Raw genomic sequence first — 22,116 nt, 5'->3', positions numbered from 1 at the left:
GATGTTTCAGTTTCCTGGGGTTTGACTTTAGACTCACCAGAAACCGTGAAGGCAAGACCTATGTCAGCAAGACGCCACGGAAGAAGAAACGACAGGAAAGCCGTATGAGGGAAAACCTCACGTACGGTTTGACGAGAAGATGCTGGAAATAGGGTATGGCTGTGATCGTGTGACACTCTCAGAGGAAACGGAGAGAAACGGGGAAGACAAACCTCAGCCTGTAGCCACTACGCCAGTGTTTTACTCTACAACCCGCAAGGAGCTTCAATTTACAAAATTGAACCCGCGAGGGTAGCTTATTCCCAAACTCTTCCTTATTTACATGAGGACATGGTTTGGGAACAAGCCAGCAATCTACGAGAGCTTATAGTATCCAAATGATGAAACCGAACATATCATCAACTGAAGAAGGATTACCCAGTCTGTCATTGCGAGGGTCTTTTCCGAAGCAATCTCTTCTAAAATATTCAAGGGATTGCTTCGGACACTACCCTCGCAATGACATTTTCAGAATCCTCTCCATTTCATACACTTACCTATTAGCCAAAGACTCAACTTTCCTCACATTCTGTTCGGTTTCATCTGTTGGATTGCTATAGCTTGATGCATATGAGATGCACCCTGTCGCTTAAAAACCGCTTACCTTAGATGATCCGGTCTCCTGGTGGCAAGAATTTCAAAAAAAATCACTTCTCCGGCATACCTTTTCCATCCCATAAGGTTTTTACCTGATATGTTCCGGACATCCTGGAAAAGGAAAAATTAATTTCCAGTCATCCTGGGAACTTTTTCTTGTTATCTTTTGTTTTTTTATTTTGATTTACTGTTATCCTTAAGAAAAGACAATTTCCTATCACCTTATATTGTGAATTATTCCTATGAAAAAAGCATCTATGTATTTGAGTGTATGCGCTGCTTTACTCATACCCGCATGCTCATCAGAAAAAGAAATTACCGATAATCGGGAAAAATATCCTGTTACCAATCCTGTTGTTATGGATACGGTATATACGAATGATTATGTCGCAGACATACATTCTTTACAACACGTAGAGATAAGAACCAGGGTTAAAGGATATATTGAAAAAATCCATGTTGACGAAGGTGAAATTGTAAAGGATGGACAAATTCTTTTTAGTTTAAGCAGTCAGAAGTATGAAATAGATTTATTGCAAGCTAAGGCAATGCTAAAAAGTGCCTTTGCAGATGCAAAAGCTGCCGAACTTGATTTACAGAATGTAAAAATGCTGGTAGAAAAAAATATCGTCTCAAAAACAGAGCTTAAGAGGGCTCGATCGAAACTGGATGCGCTTCATGCAAAGGTTAATGAAGCAAAATCGTATGTAGCAAGCGCTGAATTAAATCTGTCTTATACAGCCATAAGAGCGCCATTTAATGGAATAATTGACAGGATTCCCAATAAAGTCGGAAGTTTAGTCGATGAAGGAACTCTGCTAACTACCCTTTCAGATAACAAAGAGGTGTTTGCTTATTTCAATGTATCTGAAAAAGAGTATTTAGACTTTACCACACTCATAGACTCAGAAAAGAAGAATGATGTGACGTTAGTATTAGCGAACAATCAAATTCATAGTTCTAACGGATGTATTGAAACCGTTGCAGGGACAATTGACAAAGACACCGGGAATATCGCTTTCAGGGCATGCTTTCCTAATCCGGATCTCCTTTTAAAACATGGTTCCAGTGGCAAAGTCAGGGTAATAAGAGAAGAAAAAAACGCTTTAATAATTCCGCAGAAAGCAACCTTTGAAATTCAGGACAAGGTGTATGTATTTACGGTAGATTCCTCCAACACCGTAAAAATGAAAAGCATTGTTCCAAAGCTTCGCATCCCTCATTTGTATGTGATTGAATCCGGATTATCTTCCCATGATAGAATTGTTTATGAAGGTATTCAACTGGTGAAAGAAGGAGATAAGATAATTCCAGAAGTTATTTCCATGAAACAAATACTGGCACAATCAAAAGAACAAACCATGTTGATGGTTAAAAACTAAACAGGAAACATAATGACTGAAAAATTTATCCATAGACCCATTTTATCCATAGTAATATCTTTAATCATCACCTTGCTGGGGGTATTATCTTTAACCCAATTGCCAATGACGCAATTTCCCGATATAGCCCCGCCATCGGTAATTGTTACCGTTGAGTTTGCCGGCGCCAATGCAGAAACCGTTACAAAAGCTGCCATTGTGCCTTTGGAACGTGTTATCAATGGTGTTCCGGGTATGAAATATATGTCGTCCGTTTCGGGAAACGATGGTGTGGGTGTAATACAAATTATTTTTGAAGCAGGTACTGACCCCAGTATTGCTGCGGTAAATGTTCAAAACAGGGTGGCTGTTGTAACGGATGAACTTCCTTCGGAAGTAATAAAAAATGGTGTAAAAATCGAGAAGGAAGAAAGGGCTATGCTGATGTATTTAGATATTTTCAGCAAAGATCCTACTTTGGAAGAAAAATTCCTGTACAACTTTGCTGATATTAATATACTGCCGGAATTAAAAAGAATTCATGGGGTTGGTTATGCAGATATATTGGGAGCCAGGGAATACGCTATGCGTATCTGGTTAAAACCCGATAAAATGCTTGCCTATAATATTTCTACAGATGACGTACGGGAAGCATTACAGGAACAAAATGTAGAAGCTGCCCCGGGTAAAGTAGGAGTTAGTTCGGATAGGGATAAATCAGCACAGGCATTACAGTACGTGGTAAAATATACAGGCAGGTATACAGATAAAGGCCAGTATGAAAACATCCCCATAAAATCAAATACCGACGGGGAAATTCTCCGCATAAAAGATATTGCTGAGGTAGAGTTTAGTACGGTCGATTTTGATGTAGAATCAAAATTTAATGGCAAACCCACAGCTTCCATCATAATCAAACAGTTGCCCGGTTCCAATGCCACTGAAGTAATCAGTAATGTGAAAAAGCGAATAGCTGAGATTAAAGAATCCGCCTTTATTGAAGGTATGGATTATGAGATTAGTTATGACGTGTCACGTTTTTTAGATGCTTCTGTTCATAAAGTTTTAAAAACCCTGATTGAGGCGTTTTTACTGGTATCGTTGGTAGTATTTATTTTTCTGCAGGATTGGCGTTCAACACTCATTCCCGCTATTGCCGTACCTGTTTCATTGATCGGTACCCTCTTCTTCATGCAGTTGTTAGGTTTCTCTTTAAACCTGATTACCCTTTTTGCATTAGTTCTTGCTATAGGCATTGTCGTGGATAATGCCATAGTAGTGGTAGAAGCGGTGCATGCAAAAATGGAACACTCACATATCGGAGCAAAGAAAGCTACCGAAAAAGCGATGAGAGAAATCAGAGGAGCTATTATTGCTATTACTCTGGTTATGTCGGCTGTGTTTGTTCCTGTGGCTTTTATGTCGGGTCCTACCGGTATTTTCTACCGTCAGTTCTCCCTTACCATGGCAATATCTATCGTTCTGTCAGGAATCGTTGCACTTACGCTCACCCCTGCTCTTTGTATCCTATTATTGAAACGTGCCCATGGTGGCCATACCAGAAAATCTTTGCTGAATCGCTTCTTCGGCGGTTTCAATTCCTGGTACAATAATCTTTCTGAACGCTATCAAAGACTACTTGGCGTCATTGCTAATCGTAAGGTTATAACTTTTTCAGTATTGCTGATATTTTGCCTTGGAACAGGCGTTTTAGGCAAGTTCCTCCCTTCAGGGTTTATTCCCAATGAAGACCAGGGAACATTTTATGCCAGCATTACCACTCCCTCCGGCTCAACTTTAGAAAGGACAAAAGAAGTAGTGCATGAAGTGCAAAAGGCATGTGAAAGTATTGAAGCCATAGAGTCGGTTTCTTCCTTAGCAGGAATAAATATCTTATCCGATGGAACAGGCGCTACTTATGGCACTTGCTTGATTAACTTAAAAAACTGGGAAGAGCGAAAGGAATCTGTAAATGACATCATTGAACTTGTTGCCGAAAAAACGAAACACATTAAAGACGCAAAGACTGAATTCTTCCCTCCGCCAGCCGTGCCGGGCTATGGAAATGCCAGTGGTTTTGAATTAAGGTTGTTGGATAAAACCGGCAGAGGGGATTTAAAAAAAATGGAAACGGTGGTCAACCAGTTTATCAACGACTTGAAAGACCGGCCTGAGATAGCAAGGGCTTTCACCGTTTTTGATGCAAGCTTTCCGCAATACATGGTTCATATTGATCATGATAAAGCCGCTCAAAAAGGAGTAACGGTTGATAATGCAATGGGTACTTTACAAACCTTATTAGGCAGTGAATATGCTACCAATTTTATCCGCTTTGGCCAAATGTATAAAGTAATGGTACAAGCATTACCTGAATACCGGGCCAAGCCCCAGGACATCCTTAAGTTGTATGTAAAAAATAATAAAGATGAAATGGTGCCGTTATCTGCCTTTATGAGAATAGAAAGGATTTATGGAGTTGATCAGATAACCCGTTACAATATGTATCCATCGGCAGAGGTGAACGGAGAAGCTGCTGAAGGATACAGCAGCGGAAGCGCTATTGCAGCCATTCAGGAAGTGGCAAAAGAAAAATTGCCCAAAGGGTATGATATAGATTGGGCAGGTATAACCCGCGATGAGGTGTTGGCAGGCAATGAAGCAGTGTATATTTTTCTTATTTGTCTGGTATTTGTGTATTTATTATTGTCTGCACAGTATGAAAGTTTTCTCTTGCCCATGCCCGTTATTCTCTCTTTACCAACCGGGGTATTCGGAGCATTTCTCCTTTTAATGATCATGGGTTTAGAAAACAATATTTATGCTCAGGTAGCCATGGTTATGCTTATCGGTTTATTAGGTAAAAACGCCATTCTGATTGTTGAATTTGCCTCATTAAAACACAGAGAAGGACGCACACCTATGCAAGCTGCCGTTGAAGGGGCAACCGTGAGGTTGCGACCAATCCTTATGACCTCATTTGCCTTTATCGCCGGGTTGATTCCCTTAATGCTTGCATCCGGCGCAGGCGCTGTTGGCAATAGAACTATTGGCACAGCAGCAGCCGGAGGCATGCTGTTCGGAACGATATTCGGGGTAATTATTATTCCGGGTCTGTATGTAGCTTTTGCGACTCTTGCAGAAAAGTTTGCAAGGAAAGGAACCAAAGAAGAAATAGCGTTAACCGAGGTAATTTAAAACAATGAAGAAATCGAAGAATACATTAGCCTTTGGTTTTGTGGCTGTATGCTCACTTATGGCAGGTTGCCAGATAACAAAAAATATTGAAGACAGTACCTTAAAAACAATACCTGAATCATTTGCAGATACAAAAGATTTAACAAATTCAGCAAAGATTGACTGGCGGCAGTTTTTCTCTGATACTACATTAACCGGTTTAATCGATACAGCTTTAAAAAATAATCTGGATGTATTGATGACCTTGCAAAAAATTGAAATTGCACGGGCAGATTTAAGACTGCGGAAAGGGGCTTTGTTCCCCGAAATTTCCGGTGTCGGTTCTGTTGCACAAAGAAGATTCGGGCGCTATACTATGGATGGCGCCGGAAACAGAGCAACCGAGATTACCCCCGGGCAAATAGTACCTGACGATCTTCCCGATTATTTTATCGGTTTGCAAACAACATGGGAAGTGGATATTTGGGGCAAACTCCGTAATAAGAAGAAAGCTGCGTTTGCCCGTTATCTTGGTAGCATTGAAGGGAAAAATGTAGTGCTTACCAACTTAATTTCAGAAATAGCAATTGCCTATTACGAATTATTAAGTTTGGACAAAGAATTAGAAATTATCAGAGAAACTATCAAACTACAGGAAGAAGCGCTTGCTATTATTACCATTCAAAAACAAGCTGCCGCAGCCAATGAGCTAGCCGTGCAGCAGTTTGAGGCGCAAGTGTTAAATTCAAGGGCTTTGGAAGTCGAAATCCTTCAAAGAATTACCGTGACTGAAAACAGAATAAATTTTTTATTGGGTAGATTCCCGCAACCTATCATCCGTGAAAAATCAATTTTCTCAAAAGAAATTCCTGCTCAGGTAAAAGTAGGCATTCCCTCAGATTTATTAAAAAACAGACCTGATATAAGACAAGCTGAATTTGAACTGATGGCTACGAAAGCAGATGTAAAGTCGGCAAAGAAAGCATTTTATCCTTCCTTAGACATTACAGGGGCACTGGGTTTTCAGGCTTTTAATCCCTCATTTTTATTGAGATCGCCTGAATCTATTGCATACACTGCACTTGGTAGTTTAACCGTCCCGTTAATTAACCGGAGTGCAATTAAAGCACAATTTAAAACTGCGCACGCTAAACAGATAGAGGCATTGTACAATTACCAGAAAACAATTATCAATGGTTATATAGAAGTGTATAATGAGATGAATAGCATCAAAAATCTGGAACAGGCGCACAACCTTACAACCAAAAAAGTGACGGCTTTAACTCAATCAATAGAAATATCATCGGAACTATTCAAAACTGGCAGAGCAAATTACCTGGAGGTGTTAATAACACAACAAAATGCCCTGCAATCCCGCCTCGAATTAGTAAACATCAAACAACAACAATTTAATGCTAGTGTAAACATCTATAAGGCGCTTGGTGGCGGTTGGGGATAGACAAAAGAAAAACATAAGGACTGAATAAGAAGTTGTCATTCCTTTTCCCTTATGGACAATATGAAGATTCTCCCTATTACACCGTTGTTGGCCTTGCATAAGGTTTCACCGGGAGAATAACTGAGATTTTCGTGAATCTTCCTTCTACGCTGTCAATGATAAGCTTACCGTCATGATCTCTTATAATACCATGGCTTATGCTCAGACCCAGGCCAGTTCCTTTACCTGCTGGTTTTGTGGTAAAAAAAGGGTTCATCACTTTATTCCGTATGTGAGCCGGTATACCAGTACCATGATCATAAAAGGTAATTTTTATAGAAGGACCATTATTGAACACTGCTTCTTCCCCTGAAATCTCAAGGATTTTATCGTCGTGTGTGTCCGGATACTTCTGATTCAGGGCATACCTTGCATTGTTAATAGCATTCAGGAATACCTGCTGAATGAGTTGAGCATTTGCAATGATTTTCGGTAATGTTTGAGGAATATCCATTTTTAGCCTGATACCTTCCTTTCGCAACTGCGCCCCCGTTAGTATGAGGGTGTCAGATAGTATTTCATGTATACTGATAATACCTTTTTTCTCTCTACCACCGGGTTGAGCAAAGGAGAGAAGGCTGTGGACAATCCTTGCTATCCGGTCTCCTTCCTTAATAATCCGGCTGGCAAGGTTTCTTTCTCTGCTTCCCTCCTGACTTTTATTAAAAAGCATTTGTGCACAGTTGATAACGCCTGTTATCGGGTTATTAATCTCGTGACCTACACCGGCTGCCAGTTCACCTAATGATGCCAGATGCCGGGACTGTTCTGCCTCCTTCTGTAAAGTAATCTTTTCGGTGATATCCAGGGAACAGCCTAAGATACCAATCGTATTCCCTTTTTCATCCTTTATGGGAGTTTTTACGGTATGAAGGACCAGTTCTTTCCCATGGGTAATAAATATTTCATCGATATCCTCTCTTTTTCCTGACTCCATAATTCTTTTATCATCGGCCCTGTATTTATCGGCAAGTTCTTTTGGAAAGAGGTCATAGTCTGTTTTTTCGGAGATATCCTCTGGTCTGATCTGTAAATCTCTCGCTGCAACCTCATTGCAGGATACGTATGACAGATTTTTGTCCTTATAGAATATCCTTTGTGGCAAGTTCTCAACAAGCAGACGGTACTTATTTTCACTTGCACGAAGTGCTTCCTCTGCCCTTTTGCGTTCAGTAATGTCATGCATAACAACAACAGCACCAAACTTCTTACCATAACGGTCAATTAATGGTTGTCCACTAGATAACATTAAGCGTACAGCACCACGCTTTGGGATAATCATCAGTTCTGCATCCCGAACGGTTTCTCCCTGAAGGGCGCGGAAGAGAGGTATCTGGTCCTTTTCCATTTTTGTTACACCATCAGGAAGATATAAATCATAATGATCTGCCCACTGCTCAGCGGGAAGAGGTTCTACGGGTAAACCATGAAGCTCCTGAGTAGCACGATTAAAAAGCGTTAAGATACCATGTGAATTACAGGCAACGATTCCTACTTCTATGGTGTCAAGGATAGTCTTTAAGAAATGCCGTTCTTTTTCTAATATATCTTCTGCTTGCTTACGTTCTTCAATTTTCTGGTGGAGTTGCTCATTGCTTACTTCCAACTCAGCAGTGCGTATCTTTACCAGTTCCTCAAGCTGTTTTTCATGTTTCTTCAGTTTGTTCTCAGTTTGTTTCTGCTCGGTAATGTCTGCCCCATATAAGTTAACATAGTTGGTATTCATTACGGGTACAATGGTAAAAGAGAATACCTTATCCTTGTACTCTATTTCAATGCCTTTCCTTATTTTCCTGGAATCGAAGGCATCTCTGATAAATCGGTACAGAAAATCTGGTATATTTTGACCAATATCACAATTCCATTCATCTAATAAAAGCTGGCTTGTTGGATTAGCATAGAGAAGTGTACCATTCTGAGCAATCCGTAATACGGGATATGGGTTTTCTAAGGGAAATTTTGCAATACTTCTTATTTCCTCCTCCATTTGTTTCCGTCCGGTGATATCCCGCCAGGCGATAATACCTCCCGTAATAGTGCCATTTTCGTCTTTTATCGGTCCGGCATTGCAAAGTACGGTAATTTTTTTTCCATCTGGCTGGCGTATGATCCATTCTTCATCCATTATTACCTCTCCCTTTTGAGTAGCCCGGGTCAATGGTAGTTCTTCTGAAGTGGCAGGTGTAATACCATCAGGATGTAAGATATCCCATTGTTGTACGTGTATTTCTGCCGGAATACCCTTAAGTTCCTTTTGTGAACGTCCGGTTAACTGTATTCCATACTTACTAATCATACGGGTATGGACGTCTGGCGCATCAGCAATGGTTATTCCTTCTGGTATACATTCCATAAGGGCTTCAAGTGTTCTGTGGCTTTCCTGAAACTTCTTTTCCATTTGTTTTCGTTCGGTAACATCCAATACCAGTGAAAGAACAGACACAAGTTTGCCTGAAGCATCAAGTAATGCAGAGTTATACCATTCGCAATAAATAACAGAGCCATCTTTGCGGTAGTTGCGGTTTTTATTAATGTTGCTTGGACGTGAGACATCCAGCATGTCAGCCATTACTTGTTGTACCTTGTCCCAATCCTCTTCATAAACCCAGCGTAGCTCATCGATGCGTTTGCCTAGTACCTCCTTGCTGTTCCATCCAAAAATCACCTCTGCTTTATCGTTCCATCGGGTAATCCGATAATCTGAATTCCACTCAACCACAGCCAGGGGAGAGTTTTCCATGTGGAATTTCAGTCTCTGGGTTGCTTCATATAATTGTTCTTCCGTTTGCTTGTATTCTATACCCTTTCTCTCAAGTGCTATGGCACTCCGCCAGATAAGAAATACAAAAATAACGACACTGAATACTACCTGAATTGATAAACCAAATTCGGTATTATAAACTTCTTGTCGTTCTCCTAACAATCTTAGCAAACCCAAAAAAGGCAGGATAAGAACCGTTGCACTTAACAGACGACGTGCCAGGCGTCCTCCATCGCTTACACTGGTAAGCAACGCCATGAGACCACGGTTTGGATAGAGCGAAAGGATGCCGATGCAGAGTATGAAGAAGAGTATCGCTGTATGTACTGCTATTCCTATATAAAAGGCAATGCGATAAAGAGGCTTTATACTATAAAAATATCCTATAAGAATCGGAAAGGAAATTGAGATTATTATGAAGATTAAAACTTGTACAAAACGATAGTGTTTCTGGTTCTTTGTATTGAGAAACACTAAGGCTATTCCGATAAGAAAGAAATTCAATGCAGCAATGGGAGACATTCTACCCGGAGAAGATATTCCAAAGGCTATACCATGATCCTGAAATACTAATTGGTCAATACCAATATCCCAGCCAGTCGAATATTCAATAAGCGTAAGGAGTCCTATGAGTGAGACGGTACATGCACATCCTAGTGCTATACGACTTGTCCATTGGTTTGCACGTTTCATCTGGATCAACCATAAAGAAACACTAACCAGGGTAAAGGAGATTGCTGTATTGGCCTTCATCGTAGTAGCGGGGTCAAGATTAAAACTCTTTAGGGCCGCAATATCAAATATCCAGCCGACAAGCACAGAGAGGCTTACCATAAAGGCAATAATACCAGAACTTCTCGAAAAAGACCTGAACAAAGAGGCCCATCGAAGATGAAATTGTGGAGTCATTGTTTTAGCCGAAAATTCTTAAAAGGTTTGAGATTTTACCGTAATTACCATAAGTCAAGTATAGATGAAGTACTTACAAATATAAAGTGATTTATCTGTTCAAAATCCTTTTTCTGTATTTTGCCGAAAAATAAAGCTTACAAAAAAACTTGCAATCCCTTCGTTTTTGTTTTACCATGCAGTAAACGTAAACTAAATAAGTAATTTCCTATTAATGTAATGACTTTATAAGGAGGAATTGAAGTATGCATTCAACCAGGCCTTTACATAAGTTATTCATGTTCTTATTTGGTTTTTCAATATTGATGTTCTCATCACAAGCATATGCGGCGGTAAGCCAGGTGCATCTTTCCTGGCAACATGATCCTGCAAGTTCTATGACGGTTATGTGGTCATCAGATACCAGTCATAGCCCGCCAATGGTTGAGTACGGAGAAACTACCCTGTATGGCAGTATGACTGCCGGCGTGGATACCGTGCATGGTGAACCTATTCATACCGTCGAGTTAACAGGCCTTACCCCGGATACACTTTATCATTATCGTGTAAGTGATGATGGTGGATTATGGAGTCAGGATTATACTTTTCGGACTGCGCCAGCGCCAGGCACATCGGGAACCGGCGGTTTGGTTTTCACTGTCGTAGGCGATAAAAACACAGAGCCGAATTCTATTCTTATTAATGCAGCTCTGTCTGCACAAAATGCCGGCCTACACCTTATAGCCGGTGATCTTGCATATACATCATCCGATAGCAGCTATCATACCTGGATTGAACAGCAATCTGTTTACGCCACTTCGGCTGCCCTGATGCCAGCGTGGGGAAACCATGATACTACTGGCAATGATCCCCCTTATAGCTTCGCTCAGGCACATTTTTCAATGCCCACCAACGGAACTCTGACCGAGCGATATTATTCTTACAATGCTGGGAATGCACATTTTTTGACAATCGATTCAAATACCGATAGCTCAACAAATCCTGACAGCGTCCAGTATGCTTTTATAGACAGTGATCTGGCTGCCGCTGCATCGGATCCCAACATACAATGGATTATTGTTTGTTTTCATCGCAATGTTTACTCAGGCGGAGGAAGTCACTCTGATTCTACCAGCTTACGGGCAAACCTCCAGCCTCTCTTTGATAAATACAACGTTGATCTGGTATTCCAGGGCCATAACCATAATTATGCCAGGACTAAGCCACTCGCTTACAATGCTCTTATTAAAGATAATTCGAATAATTTCGGACCGGAGGCTTATAATTTCTCTACTGCCGGACATGGACAAATTTATCTCGTGGTTGGCGGCGGTGGCGCGGGGCTTCATCCCTGCTCCACCACACTACCCGACTGGGTCATTCGATGCGATTCGGAGTATTCATTTGCACACGTTATTATTGATAATGATATATTGACATTCCAGGCGCTGAGATCTGACGGGACCGTACTTGACGATGGATTCACCATTACTAAATCTCCTTCGGCAAACCGGCCGCCGGTAGTCAGCGCGGGGCCAGACCAGACAATCACCTTGTCCGGCAGTGCTTCCCTGGATGGTACGGTAACGGATGACGGCTTACCAGATCCACCGGGTGCAGTGACCACCACATGGAGTAAGGTAAGCGGACCAGGTACGGTCACTTTTACCGATAACAATGCTGTTGTTACAACGGCGAGCTTTTCAGATGCGGGCACGTATGTACTGCGCCTGGATGCCAACGATGGTGAGTTGGCTGCAAGCGATGATGTGGAAGTTGTTGTGAGCAGTGTTTCCGTAATTAAAGATTTTCGGGTTTCAATTGGTTCTGATGATGCGGAAGAGAAGGCTAAAGGTAATATGGCGCTCAACGGCGATGATCTTGAATTAGTTTTTGATGGTGGAAACCAAACAGTAGGGATGCGCTTCAGCGGAGTTGATATCCCTCAAAATGCTATAATCGTCAATGCCTATATTCAATTCAAGGCAGACGAGGCAACCTCGTCGGGAACTCCTTCACTCACGATTCAGGGAGAAAAAGTTGATAATGCTACGGCATTTACTTCTCTTAAGAAAAATATATCATCCAGACCAAGAACGACATCGGCAGTGTCGTGGTCTCCCGTACCGTGGGCGATTGTGGGACAAGCAGGTCCTGATCAGCGGACACCCAACATAGCCGCAGTCATACAAGAGATAGTGAATCGTTCCGGATGGTCGAGCGGCAACTCGCTGGTATTGATTATTACGGGGACAGGTAAGAGAATAGCAGAGTCATTTGAGGGAGACCAGGCTGGTGCTCCCTTGCTTCATGTGGAGTATAATTAAACAGGCGTGCAGATCATACAATGTGCCGTGACACACTGTGTGCCGTCACACCTGTGCGCTATGTCACGTTTTTCATGCCTCATTTTGAATAAAACTATTGCTATTTATAGTTGTTCTTTTGTATTCCTAAGTGGTTAAAATCTAATGCATAGTAAATAATGCATAAAATCTCTTTCTGTATTATTTATGTTACGGTATTTGCTTTGCAAGTCTACGATATCTGACACATCTGTTTTAATGATTATTGTATAGTTATAGTGATCAACGATGGAAACCAGACAGCATTAGGAGGGTTTCTTTTACTACTAATAATCAATAGAGAAAAGGAGGGGGGCGTTAAATTATGAGTACATCTAAAAAGATCAATAAATTGAGGATTTATTTCTCCGTGCTGCTGGCAGTGCTTTGCATCTCCACAGCAAATGCAAACGCGGTAGAGACTTCTTTCCATGATAATTTCTCAAATGCCACTGTCAAACCTGAATGGACTTCGCCTACTACTTCACTTGGTATAAACACTGCGCCATCAGGTCAGCGTTTTCTTGGCCGTGCGGGTAGCAATGACGGTTTGAGCAACGATACCGTGGTACTGACGCTTTCCGATGTCCCAGTGGAAGGGGTAGCAGAAGTCACCTTTGATGTGTATGTCATTCGCTCAATGGACGGCGATGAGGCATTCCAATTTAGTGGTATTGGAACCACGAGTGGAGCATTTCATCTCGCGACGAGTTTCTCCAACCTCAAAATTCCAATTCAACCTCCCCAGAGCAGCCAAAGTTATCCTTGGCCAGGCAGTCTACCCCTGACGGGCACGTACCGTATCGGCAATTTGCACTATTCTCTCGTTAATCCCTCTCATTTCTCAGATTCTACCTATCGTTTACGCTTCCGGGTACCCTACACCGGTGACACTTTAATTCTGCGGTTTAGGATGTCTGGATTGCAAGAAGACATTACGGATGAGTCGTGGGGGATCGATAAAGTCGATGTTGTTATCAGAGATTAAGAACACAGCCTGAAGAGGTATAGTCTCCGTCTGTTACAGCCGCTTGGGGTGACCTCGGTTGTGGGGTAAAAGGCCAAGGGCAAGAACGGACAGAGGTGGGCAGGTACTGGGCAATCCTTATAGAGCACCTAATCTCGCACCGGAGCAGGCCGTCTGCAGCTTATACTCCGGCCTTTCAGGCGGTTTACCGCCTGGGTTCAGGCAACAGGGGTTATTTATCTATTACCGACATTCCGCATATTATGAGGATCAATTTAATCAACGTTAGGAGGAAAAGACAATGGACGAACGATTCGAACAACACGGGATGTTTAGTTGGTATAAGCTGATAACAACGGACGTGGATGCGGCGAAAGTCGGCCGCATCCTGATGCAATTGAGAATGTGCTTCCCCAGGTGGGCACTACCGTTATTCTTTCCTTTCCTTGCCCTGGCCATTTATGGAGGTGTGGCGGATAAAGCAATTGCTCACCAAGTACCGAGCAGCAAGGATGGTCTCATTATCGGCACTGTGTCCGGTGCATCCGCTCCAGAGCCGGGGCATTCCTTATCGGCGGCTACGAGCCGCATGCTGGCTGGTCCTCCGATCAAGCGATTGCACCGGCGTAAGGGCCTTGCTGTAATCGCCGATTTTGCCGATACCCGCCTGGAAGATTGGCAGGGAGAAGGGATCAACAATGTTGCGGAACTTTCCGATCAGTTACATAAGATGGAAGAGCACTGGGCTTGGCTCAGCCGGGGCTTGGAGAAATTTCAGTGGGACATCCTTCGTGTGACGCTGCCTGTCAACCTTCAGGCCGATGCCTATCCGAGTGAGGGGGATTATCGTGAAGCCGTAGCCACTCTTGCCAAGCAGCAGATCAACAGAGCGGACTATGACGCAAACCGCGACGGTGTCGTCGATAGCATGTGGATTATCGCATCGAATAATGGAATGGATTATGACTACCTGGGGGAAGGTGGTACCAGCCGCAATGCGGGTGTCAACAATTTTACTGATAAACAAAATAGCGGTAGCGTCGTTGCTGCTCAGACTGGCAACTTCAACCATGAACTTGCTCACACCCTTGGTATACCCGATCTGTATGATTCGAAATACGACGATATTAGCTACGACACGGTCCATTACCTCACCATCATGTCGAATAGCGGGACACTTCCTCCGCAGGATTTTACCGCGTACGAACGAACCTTGCTCGGCTGGGTCAAGCCGAAGGTTGTCCGCCGGACCAGGCGCGGTATCCATTTGCCGTCCGCTGATGAACGTATGAAAGCTGTGCGTGTTTCTACCCCGCGTACCTATGAATATTTCCTGATCGAATATCGACACCGGCCGGACAGTGGTTTCGGTTCGAATGCTCCACCCTATAACGGACTTGCCATTTATCATGTGCTGGAAGGTTCCAATCAAACTATAGACCCACCTCTGCTCAAATTGGAAGCAGCCGATGGATACATTGCTCCGGGCGAAGTTCCTCAGTTGGATGATTTCTTATATCCGGAGAACCCTAACCTGCACAGACCGCTTGTATTGCGGTCGTATTTTGGTGGCCAGAACGTATTTCAAATCGACAACCTGCGATGGGCTGCCAACGGTGGATTGGTGTTCGACATCACAGTATTGCCAATAGATGTGACGCAAATCAACGTGTTGTCTAATCCCTCTTTCGAACAGGGTACCAGTCCGACCCCGGACGCCTGGCAGCCTGATGCCTATATATTCTCTGCCGCCACCTTTACCTGGGAGACCAGCGTTGCGAAGGAAGGTCAACGAAGTGTCAGTATTTTGGCGTCTGCGCCTAACGATGCCAGGTGGATTCAAACGGTGCCGAATCTCGATTCCGGCAAAACCTATATGTGTCGGGGATGGATACGGGGCCAGGATATTGCCACCGGACCTGAAGCGGCAGTTGGGGCCAATGTGTCGATCATAGGAGGATTCACTCTTTCCCAAAGTCTGTCCGGAAGTTTCGACTGGACACAAGTCTGTGTTGCCTTCCGTCCCGAGAATCCCATCGTCACACTCGCCTGCCGTCTAGGCTTTTATGGCAGCTTGGTGACCGGTAAAGCCTGGTTCGATGATATAACGCTGGAGCCCTTGGAGAGCGCCTTTTGATCTGACGGACCGAGGCAGTGAATACTCGACGAATTGCAGGTATGGAATCGCATGGGGGCACGGTCAAACCTTCACTGTTCAACAGTTCGATTCTATAATCGATTTCGTTTCCTCCATTTTTATGATGAAATATGCTACAGAATATTTTATTCTGCAAGGCCAAAGGTTTTGAGATTTTGATTAAAATCATCAGGAATTTCTGCTGTTATGGATATCGTTTTGTGAGTGTATGGATGAGAGAACGTTATTTGATAGGCATGAAGCATCTGTCTTCTGATGTGCCTCAACAGGGGGTTTTTAATTGGTTTGCGATTGTATTCCATTTCACCGATGACGGGATATCCCGCAGAGGCAAGGTGGGTTCTGATTTGATGTGTCCTGCCCGTTTCGATATTCACCTCCAGATAGGAGGTGTCTCTTCCTCTTTTTAAGAGCTTCACATGTGTCACAGCCTTTTGCCCGTGTAGGGGTGTATCTATAGTAAAATTTTGTATCCCCACATTTCCTTTTACAATAACCCTGTAGACCTTTTTCACAAGATTCCCTTTGAACAAAGTTTTCATATGCTCGAAGGCACCTTTGTTCATTGCAAAGATAACGACGCCAGAAGTATCTTTATCTAACCGATGGACAGCTCTCATGCGATTATTTTTTAAATATATCTTTAAATTGTTCTCAAGGCTCTCAGCGCCATTTGTAAGGATACCCGGAGGTTTTGAGACAATCAGATAATGATCATCCTGATACAGGATAACGCCTTTTTTAGATTGCGCGGGTTGTGTGTCTTCTGTGAGGACTTCAACAACATCTCCTCTGTTCAATTGATAAGAGGCGATCCATATTCGTCTCTTATTTACAAAAACCAGTCGTTTATCCAGCAGTTGCTTTGCTCTCTTTTTCGATATGGCTAGTTTATAGGCTATAAAATTCAACAGCGTGTATGTGCTATCTTTATAAGTGTAAGTAAATACGTGCGCAGGCATTTGCTTAATTGAATTGTAGAAGAGGATGGAAGGAGATTTGCGCCTGTCTAATACATTGCCCTTCTTCTTTTAATATTTTCTATAAAAGAGAGGGTGCCTATAGAGAAAAACCCTATAGTGCAGATCAGTAAGAAGTATCCGAAGATAAATTCTTTATTCATTAAATATTGTATAAATCCTGCGAGACAATATATGCCCAGGAATATTTCACCAAAAGAAGTTAAATTTACCGCTAATGCATAATTCTTTATTGCCGTGATCTTATCCCGTTTAATAACGCCATATTTAGGTGTTCTGATGAAATCACTTTTCATATTTAAGAGCGCTTCAACTACTGCTTTGGTATTATTGATGGCAATACCACATCCTATAATCATAAGTGCCGGTATAAAAATACATCTTTTTAACCAATCTTTACAGCTTACTTTCTGAGAAATTATATAGAGAAATGATGGCGCAAAGGTACCCAACAGTATTAAACACCACACGATTTTCATAGTGAAAGAGACTGATATACGATTTGTTGGTTTTAAGAGAAACATTAACGGGTAAGAGAGTAAGGCAAGAACAATCATCATAGGGTGGACCATATATTGATTGAGATGTATACATGCCTGCATCTTTTTTATAAATCCATCTTTCGACTTAAAAACCTGAGGTAAGATTTTTTTAGCAGTTTGTATTGAACCTTTTGCCCATCGGTGTTGCTGAGATTTATAGGCATTTACATCGATGGGTATTTCTGAAGGAGCGACAACATCAAAAATAAATTTTGTATTCCACCCTTTTAATTGCGCCCTATATGATAGATCTAAATCTTCCGTTAGGGTATCATAGTGCCATCCGCCTGAATCGATAATGGCTTCTTTCCTCCATATTCCGGCAGTTCCATTAAAATTCATGTACAGTCCATTCCACGTTCTGGCACCTTGTTCGATAATGAAATGTCCATCCATACCGATACTTTGTGCTATGGTTAAAAGGGAATAATTTCTGTTTACATATCCCCATCGCGCCTGAACCAAAGCAACTTTTTCTTTTTCATAAAAAAAGGGAATGGTCTTATAAAAAAAATCTTTATCAGGTAAAAAATCGGCATCAAAAATTGCTAAGAACTCTCCTTCTGCCATTTTGAGCCCTGTATTTAAAGCGCCGGCCTTAAAGCCTATTCTATTTTCCCTTGAGATATGCTTTATATTATATTCCATATCTTTATATTTTTTTACCAGGGCGGCTACGATATCCTTTGTTTCGTCCTGAGAATCATCTAATACCTGTATTTCATGAAGTTCTTTTGGATAATGGATATTCACAACTGCGTGAATTAAACGTTCTACTACGTATCTTTCATTATAGACTGGTAATTGTGTGGTAACTTTTGGCAATGTATCTTTATTCGTTAGCCAAAATCTTTTCAGGAATTCTTTATTTTGGAATGATTCTTTCTTCACTTTCCTTAAAAAAAGGTAGATCATGTAATAATTATTCATACCGTAGAGAAACAGCCATAATGCAGCCGGAAAGTAAAAGATTATAAGTAGGGTTAAAAGTATTGTATTCATAGTACAGCAAGCAGCAACGGAAGTACTCTTTCTGTATTTCTTATGTAAGTAATGACCGTGGCAGGATAAAACTTTTTTCTAAGAATAAATTTAAAAGATAATACGATAACACCTCAAACGAGCATACCTCTTATTGTTTATCAATGTAAATTTTTATTTCTTAAAACTTAAGGTTATGTATTTGAATAGTGAGAAAAAGCGCATTGACTTTAGCTTAAGAATTGAGAGAATACTAATATAAAAAAAAGAACTGCGCCTGTTAGATTACGTACCAATGTATCAGATGTTAAACGATTTAGCAAGGGTTATCATACGTCTTAAAAACAATTTTAGGAGTTACTGGTAGATGAAATATGATGTTGTCATTGTTGGCGCCGGTCCTTCCGGCGCAGCTTCAGCCAGAGGTTTAGTAAATGAAGGATTCAAGGTGCTTGTGATAGATAAAAAGAAACTTCCCAGATATAAGATATGTTCGGGTATTATTTTTAAAAAATCACAGGATATAATGGAAAGATATTTTGGTAAAATCCCTGAATCAGTATACGTTACACCAAACCTTTTAAAGGGTGTCAGATTCTGGACTGATAGTAAAAATTTCTCAGATTGGCCATTCCACAAGGACGGTAATGGCGCACCAAACGTATGGCGTTCAGACTATGATTCTTGGTTGATTAAAAATTCAGGGGCAGAAGTCAGGGATTGCTGTTGTTTAAAAGGATTTAAGGATTTGGGTAATTCTGTAATCCTGGAGTGCTACGATACAATCAGTCATGAACTGATACCTATTACGTGCGGGTATGTAATAAGTGCAGAAGGCAGTAAGTCTGTGATCAGGGCTGGACTTGAACCAGAGTTTGAAAAAGGCTTAAAATGGTTTATTGCGTATCAGAATTATTATGAGGGTACTTCTGATTTAGATCCTTACTTTTATCATGGTTTTCTGGACTCACAGTATGGCGATGTGTATGCATGGTATAATGTAAAAAATGGTTTACAAGTCTTTGGCACTGCAGTGAGAAAAGGTGGTAAGATAGATCCTTACCTTCGGAAATATTCTGAAATGCTGAAAGACAGGTTTGGTCTAACGCTGAAAAATCTGGTACGGGAAGCGAGTTGTCTGGGTAATGATATGTGTACGACAGGTAATTTTTATCTGGGAAAGGGAAATATCCTGCTTGTCGGGGAAGCTGCCGGCTTCTTAAATGCCTTTGGCGAGGGAATTTCTTGTGCACTATCTACAGGCCTGCTTGCAGCCGAGGCAATAAGCAAGAGTTTTACATCAGGAATTGATGCTCTTGGACTCTATACTGAGCTAACAAAAGTGGAAAGAAGGCAGACGAAAGCATCGTGGAAGCTAGGTTCTAAAATAGCAGGTAGAGAGCTGATGCCATTATAAGGATGCTGAATTTACATGGAAATATGGCAATTTTTTGTTATCTTTGTTGTAGGTGTAACAGCGGGATTTATGAATACACTTGCAGGTGGTGGTTCACTTCTTACCCTGCCGATGCTTATCTTTCTTGGTTTACCGGCAGCCGTGGCGAATGGAACTAACCGCCTGGCAATTACCGTTCAGAGTGTATTCGCAGTTGCCGGCTTTCGGAGAAAGGGTGTCTCGGATTTTAAGACAAGCCTTATATTGTCAGGTCCTCCCCTGATAGGGGCTGTTATTGGCGCCCAACTGGCTGTAGGAATACCCGATGTGTTCTTCAAAAGAACATTGGCTGTCGTTATGATACTCATTCTCGGACTTATTCTCTGGAACCCAATTCAGAGGAAGAACGGCAATGCTTACTCTCATGAGGATATATCTAAGCTAAGTTGGAAACGGCGCACAGTCATTATGGTTTCCTTATTCTTCGCTGGAGTTTATGGCGGGTTTATTCAGGCGGGTGTTGGTTTCCTCATTATTATGGCTCTCAATATACTTGGTAGACTAAATCTGGTAAAGACGAATAGTCACAAGGTGTTTATTGCCGGCATCAATGCGATGTTTTCGCTCCTTGTATTTGTAGCTCATAACAAGATATATTGGACGATAGGTTTAATTTTAGCGATGGGTAATGGTCTGGGGGCCTTGGTTGGCAGTCATTTTGCTGTAAGCAAGGGTGAACGGTTTATCAGGATGATACTTACTATGTGTGTTGTTGCAATGGTAGTGAAGCTTCTTGTTGCCCGGTAGATGAAAAAGGTGATTGATTTTTGAGGAGGTTACATGAATCTCCCCAGTAAAAACCTTTGGACTGGATCAAGATGAATTTTACCACAGACTTTCTCTGGCATTTGATGTACTTGAAGAATTTGTGAAGGAGGGACGTATTCGAATGTACGGAACGGCAACATGGGATGGTTATCGTTTTTTAGACATCGATAGTCCGGGCAGAACTTCCCTTAAGCGGGTGCTGGATGCGGCTGAAGCAACCTCTGCAGGATCACACCATCACTTCCGAATTACTCAGCTTCCGATAGCAATACCATAAAATTTTCAACCATTTTTAGCTTTCTGACGGTATTATTACTGTGCAATTGCTTCAATAATCATATTAACGATCTTTTGTCTCCACGGCCTTTGTGATTACATGATATGCAAAAGGTCTACTCTGTCTTTTCTGCCTGCCGGTAGGCCGTCATGCCACCACTCATGTTGAAAACCTTCTTGAATCCCTTCTTTAATAAGATGGTGGCAGCAGTGTTGGCGCGACCTCCACTTTGGCACACCATAATAATTTCTTTTGTCTTCAATTTTTCTAACTCTGTTAATCTTTGCATTATTTGGTCGACAGGAATATTAAGAGCACCTTTAATGGCCCCTAATTTACCCGTAAGTTCTGATGGTTCCCGAACATCCAAAATAATTGTATCATCGAGCTGATTCGCCGCTACACGGCGTTTCACTTCTGCTGCCGGGATTGTCGGGACCGGCTGTTCATTCACTTCCGGAGATCCTGTGCCCTTAATCTCGCAGGCTGGTGTGTCTGCCGGAATCCATGCCGCTTTGGGATCACTGGCGCAGGCATAGTTAGCCTTAAGTACGTCTTTCATCCATTCGGCAGGTCCTGGTTTCATATCGGTGAGCCACTTGATGTACTCATCTTTTGTGCGAGGTTGTAAATTGGGATTATTTTTCTTTTGTTCACCCAGGCTTGACGGCTCCCGTCCCCGGTATTCATGGGCTGGGTAGACAATTAAATGATCAGGTAATCTCATAATCTTTTGGAGGGATTCCCAGTGTTCAGCAGGATCACCGCCTGGTAAATCAGTACGTCCTGCTCCGCCATCGTCTAAGAATAATGTATCTCCTGTTAAAATACGATCTGGAAATATAAGGCACATGCTATCTTTGGTGTGACCAGGTGTGTGCATAACTTTTACGGGTATATCGTTTAGATGGCAATCAAATCCATCTGGAATGTAAGAAGTCACACAGCGGACAGGTGAGTTTTGGTTCATAGCATATACAGCGCCCATCTGATTTGCCAATGAGCCAGCGCCTGAAATATGGTCGGCATGTGTATGGGTATCCAGTACATGTGTTAGTTTTAATCCCTCGTTTTTAATAAGGGATATATATTCTTTTATCTGGTTTAGGATAGGATCTACTATAATCACTTCTTTTGTTTTTTCAGAGCCGATAAGATAGGTTTTGCATGATGTTTTATTTAACTGTCTGAATATCATTAAGATGTCCTCATAGGTTAGATTTGAGAAGTAACCGTAAATAGGGAAATTTTTCAGACTTAAGATAGCAGGTAAAATTTCGGACTTATAGTTATAGTGTAGCCACTCCAATAGATATGCCAGGCG

The 22,116-nt window shown here is 41.9% G+C and carries 13 protein-coding genes; 9 read left to right on the top strand and 4 right to left on the bottom strand.

Annotated features, from left to right (window positions below; genetic code table 11):
• The first annotated feature begins 878 nt into the window (after positions 1 to 878).
• From FBQ94_RS08680 to FBQ94_RS08670, 3 genes are read left to right on the top strand one after another with little or no spacing between them, the layout of a single operon-like run.
• The gene (locus FBQ94_RS08680; protein ID WP_040544664.1) at positions 879 to 2,018 is read left to right on the top strand and encodes an efflux RND transporter periplasmic adaptor subunit; all 1,140 of its coding nucleotides are present in this window, start codon (positions 879 to 881) and stop codon (positions 2,016 to 2,018) included.
• Positions 2,019 to 2,030: 12 nt separating this feature from the next.
• The gene (locus tag FBQ94_RS08675) at positions 2,031 to 5,192 is read left to right on the top strand and encodes an efflux RND transporter permease subunit (protein ID WP_007223391.1); all 3,162 of its coding nucleotides are present in this window, start codon (positions 2,031 to 2,033) and stop codon (positions 5,190 to 5,192) included.
• A 4-nt stretch (positions 5,193 to 5,196) separates the two neighbouring features.
• Positions 5,197 to 6,630, top strand: a complete 1,434-nt coding sequence (locus tag FBQ94_RS08670; RefSeq protein WP_007223390.1) for a TolC family protein — start codon at positions 5,197 to 5,199, stop codon at positions 6,628 to 6,630.
• 76 nt (positions 6,631 to 6,706) lie between these two features.
• On the opposite strand, the gene FBQ94_RS08665 is transcribed toward FBQ94_RS08670, so the two are convergent.
• Entirely contained in the window at positions 6,707 to 10,339 is a 3,633-nt protein-coding gene (locus tag FBQ94_RS08665) for a PAS domain S-box protein (RefSeq protein WP_007223389.1), read from the bottom strand.
• Positions 10,340 to 10,584: 245 nt separating this feature from the next.
• Here FBQ94_RS08665 and FBQ94_RS08660 point away from each other — a divergent pair, with 245 nt between their 5' ends.
• From FBQ94_RS08660 to FBQ94_RS08650, 3 genes are all read left to right on the top strand, one after another.
• Positions 10,585 to 12,645, top strand: a complete 2,061-nt coding sequence (locus FBQ94_RS08660) for a purple acid phosphatase family protein (protein ID WP_007223388.1) — start codon at positions 10,585 to 10,587, stop codon at positions 12,643 to 12,645.
• A gap of 343 nt (positions 12,646 to 12,988) precedes the next feature.
• Positions 12,989 to 13,651 (top strand): hypothetical protein, encoded by a 663-nt coding sequence (locus FBQ94_RS08655; protein ID WP_007223387.1) that lies wholly within the window; start codon positions 12,989 to 12,991, stop codon positions 13,649 to 13,651.
• Positions 13,652 to 13,931: 280 nt separating this feature from the next.
• Complete coding sequence (locus FBQ94_RS08650; RefSeq protein ID WP_007223386.1) at positions 13,932 to 15,767, top strand: immune inhibitor A domain-containing protein; 1,836 nt, start codon at positions 13,932 to 13,934, stop codon at positions 15,765 to 15,767.
• A 146-nt stretch (positions 15,768 to 15,913) separates the two neighbouring features.
• Here the strand turns inward: FBQ94_RS08650 and FBQ94_RS08645 are convergent, their stop codons facing one another.
• Together FBQ94_RS08645 and FBQ94_RS08640 are read right to left on the bottom strand one after the other, a co-directional pair.
• Positions 15,914 to 16,699, bottom strand: a complete 786-nt coding sequence (locus FBQ94_RS08645; RefSeq protein WP_007223385.1) for an RluA family pseudouridine synthase — start codon at positions 16,697 to 16,699, stop codon at positions 15,914 to 15,916.
• A 98-nt stretch (positions 16,700 to 16,797) separates the two neighbouring features.
• Complete coding sequence (locus FBQ94_RS08640; RefSeq protein ID WP_285442093.1) at positions 16,798 to 18,201, bottom strand: glycosyltransferase; 1,404 nt, start codon at positions 18,199 to 18,201, stop codon at positions 16,798 to 16,800.
• Positions 18,202 to 18,658: 457 nt separating this feature from the next.
• Here FBQ94_RS08640 and FBQ94_RS08635 point away from each other — a divergent pair, with 457 nt between their 5' ends.
• The 3 genes from FBQ94_RS08635 to FBQ94_RS08625 all read left to right on the top strand — a co-directional run bounded on the left by FBQ94_RS08635 (position 18,659) and on the right by FBQ94_RS08625 (position 20,792).
• Positions 18,659 to 19,708, top strand: a complete 1,050-nt coding sequence (locus tag FBQ94_RS08635) for an NAD(P)/FAD-dependent oxidoreductase (RefSeq protein WP_007223383.1) — start codon at positions 18,659 to 18,661, stop codon at positions 19,706 to 19,708.
• 15 nt (positions 19,709 to 19,723) lie between these two features.
• Positions 19,724 to 20,494, top strand: coding sequence for a sulfite exporter TauE/SafE family protein (locus tag FBQ94_RS08630; RefSeq protein WP_007223382.1), 771 nt, complete (start codon positions 19,724 to 19,726; stop codon positions 20,492 to 20,494).
• Between the two features lie 142 nt (positions 20,495 to 20,636).
• Positions 20,637 to 20,792 carry a hypothetical protein gene (locus tag FBQ94_RS08625; RefSeq protein WP_007223381.1) on the top strand — a complete coding sequence of 52 codons (156 nt, stop codon included), beginning with the start codon at positions 20,637 to 20,639 and terminating at the stop codon, positions 20,790 to 20,792.
• 115 nt (positions 20,793 to 20,907) lie between these two features.
• Here the strand turns inward: FBQ94_RS08625 and FBQ94_RS08620 are convergent, their stop codons facing one another.
• Positions 20,908 to 21,990, bottom strand: coding sequence for an MBL fold metallo-hydrolase (locus tag FBQ94_RS08620; RefSeq protein ID WP_007223380.1), 1,083 nt, complete (start codon positions 21,988 to 21,990; stop codon positions 20,908 to 20,910).
• Positions 21,991 to 22,116: the final 126 nt, after the last annotated feature.

It is taken from the genome of Candidatus Jettenia sp. AMX1, assembly GCF_030263775.1.
GTDB classification, from domain to species: Bacteria; Planctomycetota; Brocadiia; order Brocadiales; family Brocadiaceae; genus Jettenia; species Jettenia caeni.
Note: the sequence above shows the minus strand (reverse complement) of the source record. Positions and strands in the feature narration are given on the sequence as shown.